This is a genomic window from Bradyrhizobium sp. Kon69, from assembly GCF_055807515.1.
Genome location: NZ_JBVVOS010000018.1, coordinates 101,069 through 114,169, shown reverse-complemented (window position 1 = coordinate 114,169; position 13,101 = coordinate 101,069). Strand labels below are relative to the sequence as shown.

General features: G+C 63.4%; 12 protein-coding genes. 9 read left to right on the top strand and 3 right to left on the bottom strand.

Annotation, left to right across the window (positions count from 1 at the left end; genetic code table 11):
- Nucleotides 1–9: 9 nt before the first annotated feature.
- Together AC0L3U_RS23660 and AC0L3U_RS23655 are read right to left on the bottom strand one after the other, a co-directional pair.
- Nucleotides 10–1,032 carry a sugar ABC transporter substrate-binding protein gene (locus tag AC0L3U_RS23660; RefSeq protein ID WP_199198585.1) on the bottom strand — a complete coding sequence of 341 codons (1,023 nt, stop codon included), beginning with the start codon at nt 1,030–1,032 and terminating at the stop codon, nt 10–12.
- Nucleotides 1,033–1,173: 141 nt separating this feature from the next.
- Nucleotides 1,174–1,578 (bottom strand): globin, encoded by a 405-nt coding sequence (locus AC0L3U_RS23655; RefSeq protein ID WP_473363409.1) that lies wholly within the window; start codon nt 1,576–1,578, stop codon nt 1,174–1,176.
- A gap of 478 nt (nt 1,579–2,056) precedes the next feature.
- On the opposite strand from AC0L3U_RS23655, the gene AC0L3U_RS23650 reads away from it, so the two are divergent.
- The 8 genes from AC0L3U_RS23650 (at nt 2,057) to AC0L3U_RS23615 (ending at nt 11,048) form a co-directional block, all read left to right on the top strand.
- On the top strand, nt 2,057–2,431 hold the full coding sequence (locus AC0L3U_RS23650; protein WP_473363408.1) for a DUF2946 domain-containing protein: 375 nt from the start codon (nt 2,057–2,059) through the stop codon (nt 2,429–2,431).
- 84 nt (nt 2,432–2,515) lie between these two features.
- Nucleotides 2,516–4,723: a TonB-dependent receptor family protein gene (locus AC0L3U_RS23645; protein ID WP_473363451.1), complete on the top strand. Its 2,208-nt coding sequence runs from the start codon at nt 2,516–2,518 to the stop codon at nt 4,721–4,723.
- A gap of 140 nt (nt 4,724–4,863) precedes the next feature.
- Nucleotides 4,864–5,382, top strand: coding sequence for a copper chaperone PCu(A)C (locus tag AC0L3U_RS23640; protein WP_473363407.1), 519 nt, complete (start codon nt 4,864–4,866; stop codon nt 5,380–5,382).
- Between the two features lie 32 nt (nt 5,383–5,414).
- Nucleotides 5,415–5,933, top strand: coding sequence for a YcnI family copper-binding membrane protein (locus tag AC0L3U_RS23635; protein WP_473363406.1), 519 nt, complete (start codon nt 5,415–5,417; stop codon nt 5,931–5,933).
- Nucleotides 5,933–7,495: a copper resistance CopC/CopD family protein gene (locus AC0L3U_RS23630; protein ID WP_473363405.1), complete on the top strand. Its 1,563-nt coding sequence runs from the start codon at nt 5,933–5,935 to the stop codon at nt 7,493–7,495. Before AC0L3U_RS23635 ends, AC0L3U_RS23630 begins: the two co-directional genes overlap by 1 nt.
- Nucleotides 7,496–7,648: 153 nt before the next feature.
- Nucleotides 7,649–8,968 carry a proline--tRNA ligase gene (gene proS / locus AC0L3U_RS23625; protein WP_473363404.1) on the top strand — a complete coding sequence of 440 codons (1,320 nt, stop codon included), beginning with the start codon at nt 7,649–7,651 and terminating at the stop codon, nt 8,966–8,968.
- Between the two features lie 90 nt (nt 8,969–9,058).
- Nucleotides 9,059–10,339: a lipoprotein-releasing ABC transporter permease subunit gene (locus AC0L3U_RS23620; protein ID WP_007603606.1), complete on the top strand. Its 1,281-nt coding sequence runs from the start codon at nt 9,059–9,061 to the stop codon at nt 10,337–10,339.
- Between the two features lie 7 nt (nt 10,340–10,346).
- The gene (locus tag AC0L3U_RS23615; protein ID WP_007603608.1) at nt 10,347–11,048 is read left to right on the top strand and encodes an ABC transporter ATP-binding protein; all 702 of its coding nucleotides are present in this window, start codon (nt 10,347–10,349) and stop codon (nt 11,046–11,048) included.
- A gap of 85 nt (nt 11,049–11,133) precedes the next feature.
- Here the strand turns inward: AC0L3U_RS23615 and AC0L3U_RS23610 are convergent, their stop codons facing one another.
- Nucleotides 11,134–12,213, bottom strand: coding sequence for an alcohol dehydrogenase catalytic domain-containing protein (locus tag AC0L3U_RS23610; protein ID WP_473363403.1), 1,080 nt, complete (start codon nt 12,211–12,213; stop codon nt 11,134–11,136).
- Between the two features lie 108 nt (nt 12,214–12,321).
- Between AC0L3U_RS23610 and AC0L3U_RS23605 the strand changes: the two genes are divergently transcribed.
- Nucleotides 12,322–13,095, top strand: a complete 774-nt coding sequence (locus AC0L3U_RS23605) for a helix-turn-helix transcriptional regulator (protein ID WP_473289276.1) — start codon at nt 12,322–12,324, stop codon at nt 13,093–13,095.
- Nucleotides 13,096–13,101: the final 6 nt, after the last annotated feature.

Sequence of the window (13,101 nt, the reverse complement as noted above, 5' to 3'; positions counted from 1 at the left end):
CTTGGAGGCTCAGATCAGGAAATGATCCTGCATCCACTGCATGCCGGCGGCATTGGCCTTGGTGACGACCGGACCGTCGGTGACCACGTTCTTGGGAATGCCCTGTCCACTCTTTTCGCCGCCGACCACGGCGGAAACGCCCGCGATGACGGCGCCGCCATGAATCCGGCAGGACGGATTGCGAACGGTGGCGAACATGCGGCCTTCGCTGACCGCCTGGATCGCCGGCGGCATCGCATCGACACCGCCGATCAGGATGTTGGTGCGGCCCCGCGCCTTCATGATATTGGCGGCGGCGAGCGCCATGTCGTCATTGTGGAAGAACGCCGCGTCGATCTGCGGATACTTCGTCAGGTAGGTTTCCCAGAGACGTGCGGTCTTCGACACGTCCCAGTCGGCCGGCTGGGTGTCGAGCACCTCGATCCCGGGGAATTGCTTCACGACATTGTTGAAGCCCTTGGCGCGGCCCTGCGCGCCGGTGTGGCCGAGGGCTCCTTGCGTCATGATGATCTTGCCCTTGCCGCCCATCGCGTTGCAAAGCGCCTGCGTCACCGAGGCGCCCATGAACTCGTTGTCGGGGGCGAGGAAGGAGTGGACGTTGATCTGGTCGAGCGGCGCAATCAGCGTATCCATGTCGATCACGGGCGTGCCGGCGTCGATCATCTTCTGCACCGGCTGGGTGAGGGTGCCGATGCCAAAAGCCTGGATCGCGACGAAGTCCCACTTCTGCGAAGCCATGTTGTCGATCGCCGCGCGTTGCTTCACGGCATCGAGCTGGCCGTCGAACCAGGTGACCTCGACATTGAACAGCTTGCCCCAGAATTCCGCGGCCTGCTTGCCCTGCGCGCACCAGGTGGCCTGGAGGCCTGCGTTGGAGAACGCCGCCTTCAGCGGCTTCTCGCTTCGTCCGACTTCGGCTGCAAGGGCGGGGTTTATGCCCATGCTGCCGAGGATGGCAGTCGCGGCGCCGGCGGTTGCCGCCGCCTGAAGAAGATCGCGCCTCGTCGTCGAGAAATCTTTCGTCCCGGACATCGCTCGCTCCCATACAATTTTGCTTCGGCGCGTCATTGATTGCGCGACCGATGTCCGAAAGTGTCTCACAAGAGTTGGTGCCACTCAATCCGCAATCAACGGCGGGGTCGCCGCGAGCCCGCGTTGGTGCAGCGCAAAGCGTCAGGCCGGGACACCCGCGAACGCGTCGATCTCGATGAGCAGTCGATCCCAGGCCTGCGCGATGTTCGGCGACCATTCATCGCGAAGGAAATCGCGCAGTGTGTCCCTGATGACGGCGAAGAAGGCGGTGAACAGCTCGCGCGGCGTGCCGTAGCCATCGTGCGAGGCGACCTCGCACGCGATCAGCCGGAATTGCCCACGGCGATCACCGGCGAAGTCGAGAATCGCCTCGATCGTGAGCGCCAGCATCGATCCCATCACGAGTTCGCAGCCCTGCGTGCGGAACATCGCCCGCGTTTCGGGATGCTGTTCGAACAGCCGTCGATAGACGAGTGGCGCGAGATCGATGCAGCGCGAAGCTGCAAGTTCAAAGCTCTGTTCGATCGAATTGGGAGAAGCATTCATCGGTGCTTTAGCCCCGCAGACAAAAAAAGAGCGGGGCCCTAGCCCCGCTCGAAAATTGTGTCGACCCTATTATCCCCGATTCTAAGATTTGATCTTGATTGGCGGGGCGACGCTGCATTTTGCGCGTCAGGGGCTCCTCCCGAGACTTGGACCACCAGACTTCGACCTCGCGGCCAGCCTGAGCAAGAGGATGCTAGATCAACTTTTCTCACTTGTCATCATTTTCGGCAACGAATGTTCAAAATTCGAGCAATTGACGAAATGATCGGGCTTTCGGCTCTGTAAGCATATGACAAATATAAGAAATCTGTGGATGGGGCCGGGTGCTCGACTGCCTCAAATGCCGGAGGTTCCCTCCCCCGGGCAGCCGGACCACAGTTTTCCGGGAAGTTTGCGCTGGATTAAGGAGGCGGCGGAACCGGGCTCGACTCGGCCATCCGCCGGTGTTTAGTTAGTAGACGAACAAACGGTTCGGCGGATGCGCGCACGGCTGCAAAAATTCCTCCCCCTGGTCCTGCTCGCTTTGGTGATGCAGGTGCTGGCGCCGATTGCCGCCTGTCTGGCGGCCGGCCAGGCCGTGGCCGATCCGCTTTCTGCTGCCGTCATCTGCCATAGCGCGAGCGAGCAGGGCGGCCTGAACGATCCGGCGGGTACGCCGGTCGCACATGCCGGTGCGTGCGCCCTCTGTTGCCTGGCGCAGATGGGCGCGTCGCTCGATTCGCCGCCGTACGCCGCGCTCTCCGTTCCCTTCCGCCACGCGGAGCACGTGGTGTGGCATGCGGCGGAGGCATCCGCTGGCGCCGTCCATAAGGGCTCGAGTGCCCAGGCGCGCGCCCCGCCTCAATTTTCCTGACGACTCTCGTGATCGCCGCGGTCCGCCGTAGGCGATTGATGCTGTCGAATGGCCGGAGAGAAAGCCCGGCGTCAGGAATGCCCCATGTTACGTTGTCATGCCCGCCGTGGTGTGAGCGTCGTTGCCATTCAGGCCGCGCTGCTTGCATCGTCGAGCGGAGCCTTTGCCCAAAGCAGCAGCGCTGTGCTGCCGCCAATCACCGTAGAGGCGCCTCAGCAGAAGCGCGCGTCGACGGTCCGCCCGCCACGCAATACGGCGCGATCGGCGCGCGTCACGCGAAGCCCGCGAACGGCCCCATCGCCGCAGCAAACCGCGAGCGACCAGAGTGCAGGGGCTCCGGGTGCCCTGGCGGTTCTGACTGCGCAACAAGCGCTGGCGGAGATTAACCAGACTCCGGGCGGCGTGGCGCTCGTGTCGGCCGAGGCGTACAGGAACTCGACGCCTTCCAACACGATCAAGGATGTTCTGGATTACGTGCCCGGCGTGTACGCCCAGCCCAAATGGGGCGACGACACTCGTCTTTCGATCCGCGGGTCCGGCCTGTCGCGCAATTTTCATCTGCGCGGCGTTCAGCTCTATATGGACGGCATTCCGATCAACACTGCGGATGGCTACGGCGATTTCCAGGAGATCGATCCGAGCGCCTATAAATATGTCGAAGTCTTCAAGGGCGGCAACGCGCTTCAGTTTGGCGCCAATTCGCTCGGAGGCGCGATCAACTTCGTGACCCCGACCGGCCGCGACTCGTTTCCGAATGGTGTGTCCTTCGATGTCGGAGGATTCGGCTACAAGCGACTTCAGGCGAACGCAGGCGGCGTCAACGGGCCGTGGGATGGTTTCGTGACCGCTTCCACGCAGGCCGCAGACGGATTTCGCGATCACAGTTTTGGCTCGAGCAACCGTTTGAGCGGCAATGTTGGGTACCAGTTCTCGCCGGATGTCGAGACACGGTTCTACCTCAATGCCAACGAAGTGCGGCAGCGAATCCCGGGTACCGTGACCAAGACATCCGCTTTGACCGATCCGGAAGCTGCTGCACCCGCGAATGTTGCGATGGATCAGCAGCGCAACATCGATACTGTCAGGCTCGCCAACAAAACCACCGTTCGTTTCGATGACACCAAAGTCGAGTTCGGCGCCTTTGGCGTCGATCGCCATTTGATGCATCCGATCTTCCAGTGGCTGGACTACCGTTACAAGGACTACGGCGGATTCGCGAAGATCACGGATGACCGCACCATTGGCGGCTTCCGCAACAAGTTGGTCGCAGGCGTAAATGTGCTGAACGGCAGCATCGACAACCAGCAGTTCGCCAACATTGGCGGGCAGAAGGGCGCGCTGCTTTCTTCCTCGATCGATCGGTCGGAGAATACCTCCGCCTATGTCGAAGACAGCTTCTACGTCCTTCCAAATCTTGCAGTGATCGGCGGCACGCAATTTCTGTACGCGACCCGCAATCGGCAGGATCGTTTCCTCAGTGATGGGGATCAATCGGGGGCAACGCGCTTTAATCTCTGGTCGCCGAAAGGCGGCCTGTTGTGGCAAATCGATCCGAGCTGGCAGGCCTTCGCCAATGTCTCGCGGAGTGCCGAGGTGCCGAGCTTTGGCGAAAGCGCGATTGGTCCCGGCATTCCGACGATCCCGTTCACCAGCATTCGTCCGCAGATCGCGACCACGTACGAAATCGGGACTCGCATGAAGCGATCTGATTACGCCTGGGAACTGACGGCCTACCGGGCCAACATTCGCGACGAATTGCAATGCCTCTATAGTGCTTTCGGCAATTGCAATGTGACCAATGCCGATCGCACCATCCATCAAGGCATCGAGGCCGGCGCGAGCGCAGCAATCTTTCGTGACATCTTCGTCAACGGCCCGGCGCCGGACAAGATCTGGCTGAATGTCGCTTATTCCTTCAACGACTTCCGCTTCGACCAAGATCCGACCTTCGGAAACAATCGATTGCCGGGAGCTCCAAATCACTACCTGCGCGCGGAGCTTCTCTACAAGCACCCTTTCGGGTTCTATGTTGGACCCAACGTCGAATGGGTGCCACAGGCCTACTTCGTCGACAGCATGAACACGCTGACGACAGAGCCTTACGCCCTGTTGGGATTGAAAGCCGGCTTCGACAATGGCGGCCCGATGTCTGCCTACATCGAGGGGCGCAATCTCACCAACAAGACCTACATAGCCAGCGCGAGCATCATCGATCGAGCGACGGCGACGTCGGCATTGTTTGAGCCGGGTACGGGACGGGCAGTGTATGCTGGAATGAGGTATCGATGGTGACGTGCAAATGGCACTCGAGTCTATGTTCGGCTCCGCGGCAGGCCGGCGTTCCGAATGCCGATGCTGACGGCGGCGGAAGGTCGTCGTGGAAGAATGCAGGGCCGTTCTCGGCCCGATCAATCGAGAAAGAGGCAATCAACATGAAGAATATCGGACGAGCTCTCCTTGCAATTTCACTGTTGCTGACCGGCTATGCCGTCGCGCAGGCCGAGGACGTCAAGGCCGGCGATCTCGTCATCTCGCAGGCGTGGAGCCGGGCGACACCAGGCGGCGCCAAGGTTGCCGGCGGCTATCTCACCATCGAGAACAAGGGCACAGTGGCCGACAGACTGGTCGGCGTTTCCGCCGATATCGCGGGGAAGGCCGAGGTTCACGAGATGGCGATGGACAATGGCGTGATGAAGATGCGCCTGCTCGACAAGGGACTCGTGATCGATCCCGGTAAGACGGTGAAGTTCGCCCCCGGCGGCTACCACCTGATGCTCCAGGAGCTGAAGGGCCCCTTCAAGCAGGGCGACAAGGTGCCGGTGACGCTTCAGTTCGAGAAGGCCGGCAAGGTCGCCGTCTCCCTCGACGTCCAGGGCGTCGGCGCGCAGGCGCCCGGCGATAGCGGACACATGATGAAGAAAATGCCTGATCATTCGGGAATGAAGATGTGACGAGCATGATCTGGACCTTCGGGAGACCTAATATGTCGAAGCGAACCTGGCTGATTGTTCTGAGCGTCTTTGCGGCAACGCCCGCGACTGCGCACGTCTTTCTCGAAGGCAAGCAAGCCACGGTCGGTGCTTCCTACAAGGCCGTCTTCGCCGTCCCGCACGGTTGCGCGGGCTCGCCCACGGTGAAAATCCGGGTGCAGATCCCGGAAGGCGTGATCGCGGTGAAACCGATGCCGAAGGCGGGCTGGAGTGTTGACGTGGTCGAGGGCAAATACGCCGGCGAATACGACTATCACGGCAACAAGCTCTCGTCCGGCGTCAAGGAGGTGACTTGGTCTGGCGGCAAGCTGCCGGACAAGAACTATGATGAGTTCGTCATGCACACGGCCCTGACCGACACGCTCAAGCCGAACACGATCCTGTACTTCCCCGTCGTCCAGGAATGCGAGACCGGCGTCAGCCGCTGGATCGAAATTCCAGCTGAGGGGGCAGGGCATTCGCATGAGAGCAAATCGCCGGCGCCGGGCGTAAAACTCCTGCCAAAACCCTGATGCGCCTGCTCGCCGCGCTCGCGACGCTGCTCCTCGTTGTCGGTGTCGCGACCGGCGCCTCGGCGCACGCGGCGCTCGTCGCGGTCGAGCCGGCGAGCGGCAGCATGCTCGCGAGCGCGCCAAAGATGGTGGAGTTGCGCTTCAGCGAGACGGTGACGCCGGGCGCGATCCAATTGATCGACGGCGCGGGCAGGGCGCGGGATGATTTGCGCGTCAACGCATCGGGCGAGACCATCTCGGTTGCGATGCCGGCGGACCTGCCGCAGGGCACGGCGGTCGTCAGCTATCGCGTGATCTCGCAGGATGGCCATCCCGTCGCTGGATCGGTGATCTTCTCGATCGGCATGCCGACGGGGACGCAACCTCCCGCAAACGCCGACGGCGGATTGAATGTGCTGATCTGGCTGGCGCGGGTCGGTCTCTATCTTGGCCTGTTCGTCGGCGTCGGCGGCGTGTTCTTTGCACGGTGGGTTGCATGGTCGATAACCGGCATAACCATTCCGTGCGTGGCGCTCGCCATCGGCGTCCCGAGCGCGGTGGTCTCCCTTGGTGTGTTGGGGCTGGATCTCCTCGGCCTACCGCTATCCGCTCTCGCGACGATGGCTCCCTGGAAAGTCGCATCCGGAACCAGCGCGGGCCCGGCCTTGCTCGTGGCCGTCGCTGCAATGCTGTTCGCATTGCTGGCGCTAGGCAGCGCGTGGTGCGCGCGCGCTCTGGCGATCATTGCCTTCGTCGGCGTCGGCTCGTCGCTGGCCATGACCGGGCACGCTGCTACGGCACCGCCCGAACTGTTGACGCGGCCGGCAATCTTTCTCCATGGCCTCGGTGTCGCCTTTTGGATTGGGGCCCTCGCGCCGCTGGTCGCCCTGTTGTCAAAGCGACCTGCCGCGACATTGCCCGTCGTGAACCGCTTTGCTCGCATCGCCGCGCCGGCCGTTGGCGTTCTCGCATTGACGGGCCTCGCGCTCGCCATCGTCCAGCTTGAAAAGCCGTCTGCATTGGTCGAGACCCGCTATGGATTGATCCTCTCGATCAAGCTTGTGCTGGTGCTCGTGCTGCTGGCGCTTGCCGCGCTCAACCGCTTCCGTCTGACCCCGGCTCTGGCGGGGGATCACAACGCCGCGCAGAGCCTGAAGCGCTCGATCGTGCTCGAATGCGCCATCGCGCTCAGCATCTTCGCTGTCGTGGCCGGTTGGCGCTTCACGCCGCCGCCGCGAACGATCGTTCCGGAGACGCCGCTGGCGATCCACATCCACACCGACAGGGCGATGTTTCAGGTCCTGGTCTCGCCGGGCAAGGCGGGCATCGACGATTTCGTCCTGCAGCTCATGACTGGCGAGGGGGCGGTGCTCGAGGCCAAGGAGGTGACGCTGACGCTGAGCCTGCCCGAACGCGGCATTGAGCCGATGGAGCGGAACGCCTCGCTCGGGCCGGACCGCTACTGGCACGTGCGCAAGGTCGAGCTGCCCTTTGCCGGCCGTTGGCATGTGCGGATCGACGCGCTCGTGACCGATTTCGAGAAGATCACGCTGGAGGACGAGTTCGAGGTGGCGGCGCCCTGAAACCGGCTCTTCGGCACCTCGCGTCGAATCTGAAGTCGACGGAAAAATGACAGGAATTCCGCTGTGTTAGCGGGTTTTCCTCATTCCTGGTCTTGTGTTTTGGCTCCCAATCCGGTTTCACTGCAAGCCATCACTGATTCCTCGAGTATTGCCATGCGGTTGTCGCGGTTCTTTCTGCCCATCCTGAAGGAAAATCCGAAAGAGGCGGAGATCGTCTCGCATCGGCTGATGCTGCGTGCCGGCATGATCCGGCAGGAGGCCGCCGGCATCTATGCCTGGCTGCCGCTCGGCTTCCGCGTCTTGAAGAAGATCGAGCAGATCGTGCGCGAGGAGCAGGACCGCTCCGGCGCGCTGGAACTGTTGATGCCGACGCTTCAGCTTGCCGATCTCTGGCGCGAGAGTGGCCGCTACGATGCCTATGGCCCCGAGATGCTGCGCATCGCCGACCGGCACAAGCGTGAGCTGCTGTACGGGCCGACCAACGAGGAAATGATCACCGAGATCTTCCGCGCCTATGTGAAGTCCTACAAGAGCCTGCCGCTGAATCTCTATCATATTCAATGGAAATTCCGCGACGAGCAGCGTCCGCGCTTCGGCGTGATGCGCGGCCGCGAGTTCCTGATGAAGGACGCCTATTCGTTCGACCTCAACGAGGCGGCGGCGCGCGTCGCCTACAACAAGATGTTCGTGGCGTATTTGCGCACCTTCGCGCGGATGGGGCTGAAGGCGATCCCGATGCGCGCCGAAACCGGCCCGATCGGCGGCGACCTCAGCCACGAGTTCATCGTGCTCGCCGAGACCGGCGAATCCGGCGTGTTCATCAATCGCGACGTGCTGGACCTGCCGGTGCCGGGCGAGGACGTCGATTATGAGAGCGATTTGACGCCGATCATCAAGCAATGGACCTCGGTCTATGCGGCGACGGAAGACGTTCACGACGCCGCGCGCTTCGAGCAGGAAGTGCCCGCGGACAAGCGGGTGAACACCCGCGGTATCGAGGTCGGGCAGATCTTCTATTTCGGCACGAAATATTCCGACGCGATGAAGGCGCTGGTGGCGGGCCCCGATGGTGTCGACGTGCCGATCCATGGCGGCTCCTACGGCGTCGGCGTCTCGCGCCTGCTCGGCGCCATCATCGAGGCCTGCCATGACGATGCCGGCATCAAATGGCCGGAGGCCGTCGCCCCGTTCCGGGTGTCGATTCTCAACCTCAAGCAGGGCGATGCCGCGGTCGATGCGGCCTGCGAGAAGCTCTATGGGGAGCTGTCCGCCAAGGGCGTCGACGTGCTCTACGACGACACCGACCAGCGGGCCGGAGCCAAATTCGCCGCCGCCGACCTGATCGGGATCCCCTGGCAGATCATGATCGGGCCGAAAGGGCTCGCCGACGGCAAGGTCGAGCTCAAGCGGCGAAGTGATGGCGCCCGCGAGACCATGTCGCCTGCGGACGCGGTCGCAAGACTTGTGGGCTGATAAGGCTGGTCGGCTGAATATTGTTCATCGCCCGAGATCGCGGCCGCCAATCCGGCCACATTTGACCCCGAATCATGGGACTATCGAGCGATGGATGAGACCATGACCGAAACCGTTCAAACCGCGCCTTTTGCGCCATTCGAGTGGATGCTGTCGGCGCGCTACTTACGGGCGCGCCGCAAGGAGGGATTCATCTCGGTCATCGCCGGGTTCTCCTTCCTCGGTATCATGCTGGGCGTGGCGACGCTGATCATCGTCATGGCCGTCATGAACGGCTTCCGCAAGGAGCTGCTCGACAAGATCCTCGGGCTCAACGGCCACATCCTGGTCCAGCCGCTGGAATCGCCGCTCACGGACTGGAAGGACGTCGCCGACCGCCTCAGCCAGGTCCAGGGCATCCGGCTCGCAGCGCCCGTGGTGGATGGCCAGGCGCTGGCGTCATCGCCCTGGAACGCCTCCGGCGTGCTGGTGCGCGGCATCCGCTCCGACGACCTCAACAACCTCACCTCGATCGCCAAGAACATCAAGCAGGGCTCGCTCGAGGGCTTTGACGACGGGCAGGGGGTCGCGATCGGCCGCCGCCTTGCTGACCAGCTGTCGCTGCACGCCGGCGACAGCATCACGCTGGTGGCGCCGAAGGGCGCAGTCACCCCGATGGGCACGACGCCGCGCATCAAGCCGTACAAGATCGCCGCGGTGTTCGAGATCGGCATGTCGGAGTATGATCTCGGCTTCGTGTTCATGCCGCTGGCGGAGGCGCAGGCCTATTTCAACCGCAGCAACGACGTCACCTCGATCGAGGTCTTCACCACCAATCCGGACCAGATCGTCGCGTTCCGCCAGGCCGTGACGGAGGCGGCGGGCCGGCCGGTGTTCCTGGTGGACTGGCGCCAGCGCAACTCGACCTTCTTCAACGCGCTGCAGGTCGAGCGCAACGTGATGTTCCTGATCCTCACCATGATTGTGCTAGTCGCCGCGCTCAACATCGTGTCCGGCCTGATCATGCTGGTGAAGGACAAGGGCAGCGACATCGCGATCCTGCGCACGATGGGAGCCTCGCAAGGTTCGATCATGCGCATCTTCCTGATCACGGGCGCCTCGATCGGCGTGGTCGGTACGATGGTCGGCTTCATCGTCGGGCTGGTGATCTGCCTCAACATCGAGTCGATCCGGCAATTCCTGTCCTGGCTGACCAGCACCGAACTGTTTTCGCCAGAGCTTTATTTCCTGTCGAAGCTGCCCGCCGAGATCGACATCGGCGAAACCTCGGCCGTCGTCATCATGGCGCTGACACTGTCGTTCCTGGCGACGCTGTATCCGTCCTGGCGCGCTGCGCGCCTCGATCCCGTCGAAGCGCTGCGGTACGAGTGAGGGGCTGATGGAGAGCCAGGGGGCGGAAGATGTACCGGTCATTTATCTCCACGAGATAAAGCGGCAATACTTGCAGGGCGAGGTGCCGCTGACGATCCTCGACGGCGCCAAGCTCGCGCTGTGGGCAGGCCAGTCCGTCGCGCTGGTGGCGCCGTCCGGCTCGGGCAAGTCGACGCTGCTGCACATTGCGGGGCTGTTGGAAGCGCCCGATTCCGGCGAGGTCTACGTCAATGGCGCGCCGACCTCGCAACTGCCCGACATCGAGCGCACCCAGCTTCGCCGCACCGATATCGGCTTCGTCTACCAGTCCCACCGGCTGCTGCCGGAGTTCTCGGCGCTGGAGAACGTGATGATGCCGCAGATGATCCGCGGCCTCAAGAAATCCGAGAGCGTCAAGCGCGCCAAGGAGATCCTCGGCTATCTCGGCCTCGGCGAGCGCATCACGCACCGTCCGTCCGAGCTGTCGGGCGGCGAGCAGCAGCGCGTTGCAATCGCGCGCGCCGTGGCCAATGCTCCGCGGGTGCTGTTTGCGGACGAGCCGACCGGCAATCTCGATCCGCACACCGCCGACCACGTCTTCCAGGCCCTGATGCAGCTCGTCAAGGCGACCAAGGTCTCCATGCTGATCGCGACCCACAACATGGAGCTCGCCGGCCGCATGGACCGCCGCGTGTCGCTGTCGAACGGCCAGGTGGTCGAGCTCGAGTAAAAACCCTTGAAAACAACCCCATGCACAGTAGCCAAGTGCTTGGCCGGACTGACGAAAAAAATGGTCGACAGCACGCCCGGGGCGCTCAAGGCCGGATCACCGTCAATTTGAACGGTCCGCCATTGGCGGCGGCATGGTCCACCGCCTCGTTGGCGTGGTCGAGATCGAAGGCGGTGGCCTCGTACTCCTCCAGCTTGAGCAGTCCCGCGCGCACCAGAGCGATCAGGCGGCCTGCCGCATCCGGCGGGTACATCCAGACGCCGTGGATGCTGATGCAGTTGCGCATGATCCAGGGATAGGCCAGTTCGAGCCCCGCGCCGCCCGCCATGCCGACGCCACCCATCAGCACGACGCGGCCGTAAGCGCGCACCGTCATGATCGCCGCGCGCACCACATTCGTGCTCACCGAGGGCGGCATGATGTCGAGCACGCAGTCGATCGGCCCTCGCGCCGCGCGCTTCATGCTCTCGCGGTCGTCGTCCTCGTTGCCGGAGAGCCTGACCGGCTTGACGCGGTCGCCAAAACGCCGGACGAGGTCGGCCAGGATCTTGTCGTTGCGGCCGGGCGCGACCACGCAGGCCGCGCCCATCGCGAGCGCGACCGAGACGGCTGCGCTGCCGAAATTGCCGGTGGCCCCGCTCACCAGCACGGTCTCGCCGGGCTGAAGGTTGGCGGCGAGGAAACCGCCATAGGGCACCAGCAGCGTCCCCAGCGCGCACCATCGCGTGGCTTCGTCGGACGTGATTTGGCCTAGGGGCTTTACGTTCTCAGTCGGCACTCGCATCTGCTCGGCAAACGAGCCGTCGCGAAAATGCTGTTGCAGGCGCATCGCGCCGGCACCGGGGGCGGTGAGTCCTTGCAGGGCAATGTCGGGCGCTGCGGCGTTGTCGCGCGAGCGCACCGTCGGGTCGCAGAACACCCAGTCGCCGACGCTGAGCTTCGTCGCGTCCGGGCCGATGGCGCGGACCCGGCCGATGCCGCCAGGCCCGGGGATGATCGGCAGCTCGAGCGCATAGTTGCGCTCGCCGCTGAAGACCTCGTTCATGTAGGACAGCACCCGCGTTGCGATGACGTCGACGATGACCTCGCCCGTGCCGAGCACCGGTTCGGGTGCATTCTCGATGACGAGCGGAGATCCCAGGGATTTGAGTACGGCGGCTTTCATGGTGGTCACCTCATATTCGGGTGATGCCCATATGCACCGCCTTCCCAGGTCCAGGAAGGCCTGGTATTATCCTAGTATTCTCTAGGCCCTCCATCGAGGCACGTCACCATGGCCGACCCCCGCCGCGTCGAATTCGGCGACTTTCTCAGGTCCCGCCGCGAAAAGCTGTCGCCGAAGACGGTCGGGCTGCCCGCCGGCCGGCGGCGCCGCACCGCGGGCCTGCGCCGCGAAGAGGTGGCGCAGCTCGCCGGCATCGGCGTCGATTGGTACATCCGCCTCGAGCAGGGCCGCACCGTCAGCCCCTCGGTCACCACCATCGACGCGCTGGCGCGTGCGCTACGCTTGACCAAGACCGAGCACGCTCATCTCAAGGCGCTGGCGCGCGATGGCGACAGGCGCGCGTTCACGCGCGAGATCGTGCCGCCGCCAATTCGGCGGATGATCGAAAGCCTGAAGCAGCCGGCCTACATCACGGGGCGGCGCTGGGACGTGCTGGCCTGGAACGCGGCGGCCGAGGAGATATTCGGGTTCGGACAATTGCCCGAACAGGACCGCAACACGCTGCTGCTGGTGCTGACGAACAAGCAGACGCGAAAGTTCTACGGTGCCGGCTGGGCGGATGTCGCGAAGAGCATGGTTGCGATGTTTCGCGCCACTCACGACGTCTGGGCCGGCGATCCTGCCTTTACGGAATTGCTGACGCGGCTGCGCCAGGGCAGTCCGGAATTCGTCAAATGGTGGGAAGCGCACGAGATCCGCAGCACTGCCGCGGGCCTCAAGACCATGAACCATCCGACCAAGGGCGTGCTCCGGTTCGAGCACACGAGCTTTCAGGCCAATGACGATCCGGCGCTGAAGCTCGTGATCTACACGCCGGTTTAGTTGCGG

Excerpts from the sequence above, each read along its gene's own strand:
- AC0L3U_RS23660 (WP_199198585.1), bottom strand. The coding sequence starts at position 1,032 with ATGTCCGGGACGAAAGATTTCTCGACGACGAGGCGCGATCTTCTTCAG.
- AC0L3U_RS23655 (WP_473363409.1), bottom strand. The coding sequence starts at position 1,578 with ATGAATGCTTCTCCCAATTCGATCGAACAGAGCTTTGAACTTGCAGCT.
- AC0L3U_RS23650 (WP_473363408.1), top strand. The coding sequence starts at position 2,057 with ATGCGCGCACGGCTGCAAAAATTCCTCCCCCTGGTCCTGCTCGCTTTG.
- AC0L3U_RS23645 (WP_473363451.1), top strand. The coding sequence starts at position 2,516 with ATGTTACGTTGTCATGCCCGCCGTGGTGTGAGCGTCGTTGCCATTCAG.
- AC0L3U_RS23640 (WP_473363407.1), top strand. The coding sequence starts at position 4,864 with ATGAAGAATATCGGACGAGCTCTCCTTGCAATTTCACTGTTGCTGACC.
- AC0L3U_RS23635 (WP_473363406.1), top strand. The coding sequence starts at position 5,415 with ATGTCGAAGCGAACCTGGCTGATTGTTCTGAGCGTCTTTGCGGCAACG.
- AC0L3U_RS23630 (WP_473363405.1), top strand. The coding sequence starts at position 5,933 with ATGCGCCTGCTCGCCGCGCTCGCGACGCTGCTCCTCGTTGTCGGTGTC.
- proS (WP_473363404.1), top strand. The coding sequence starts at position 7,649 with ATGCGGTTGTCGCGGTTCTTTCTGCCCATCCTGAAGGAAAATCCGAAA.
- AC0L3U_RS23620 (WP_007603606.1), top strand. The coding sequence starts at position 9,059 with ATGGATGAGACCATGACCGAAACCGTTCAAACCGCGCCTTTTGCGCCA.
- AC0L3U_RS23615 (WP_007603608.1), top strand. The coding sequence starts at position 10,347 with ATGGAGAGCCAGGGGGCGGAAGATGTACCGGTCATTTATCTCCACGAG.
- AC0L3U_RS23610 (WP_473363403.1), bottom strand. The coding sequence starts at position 12,213 with ATGAAAGCCGCCGTACTCAAATCCCTGGGATCTCCGCTCGTCATCGAG.
- AC0L3U_RS23605 (WP_473289276.1), top strand. The coding sequence starts at position 12,322 with ATGGCCGACCCCCGCCGCGTCGAATTCGGCGACTTTCTCAGGTCCCGC.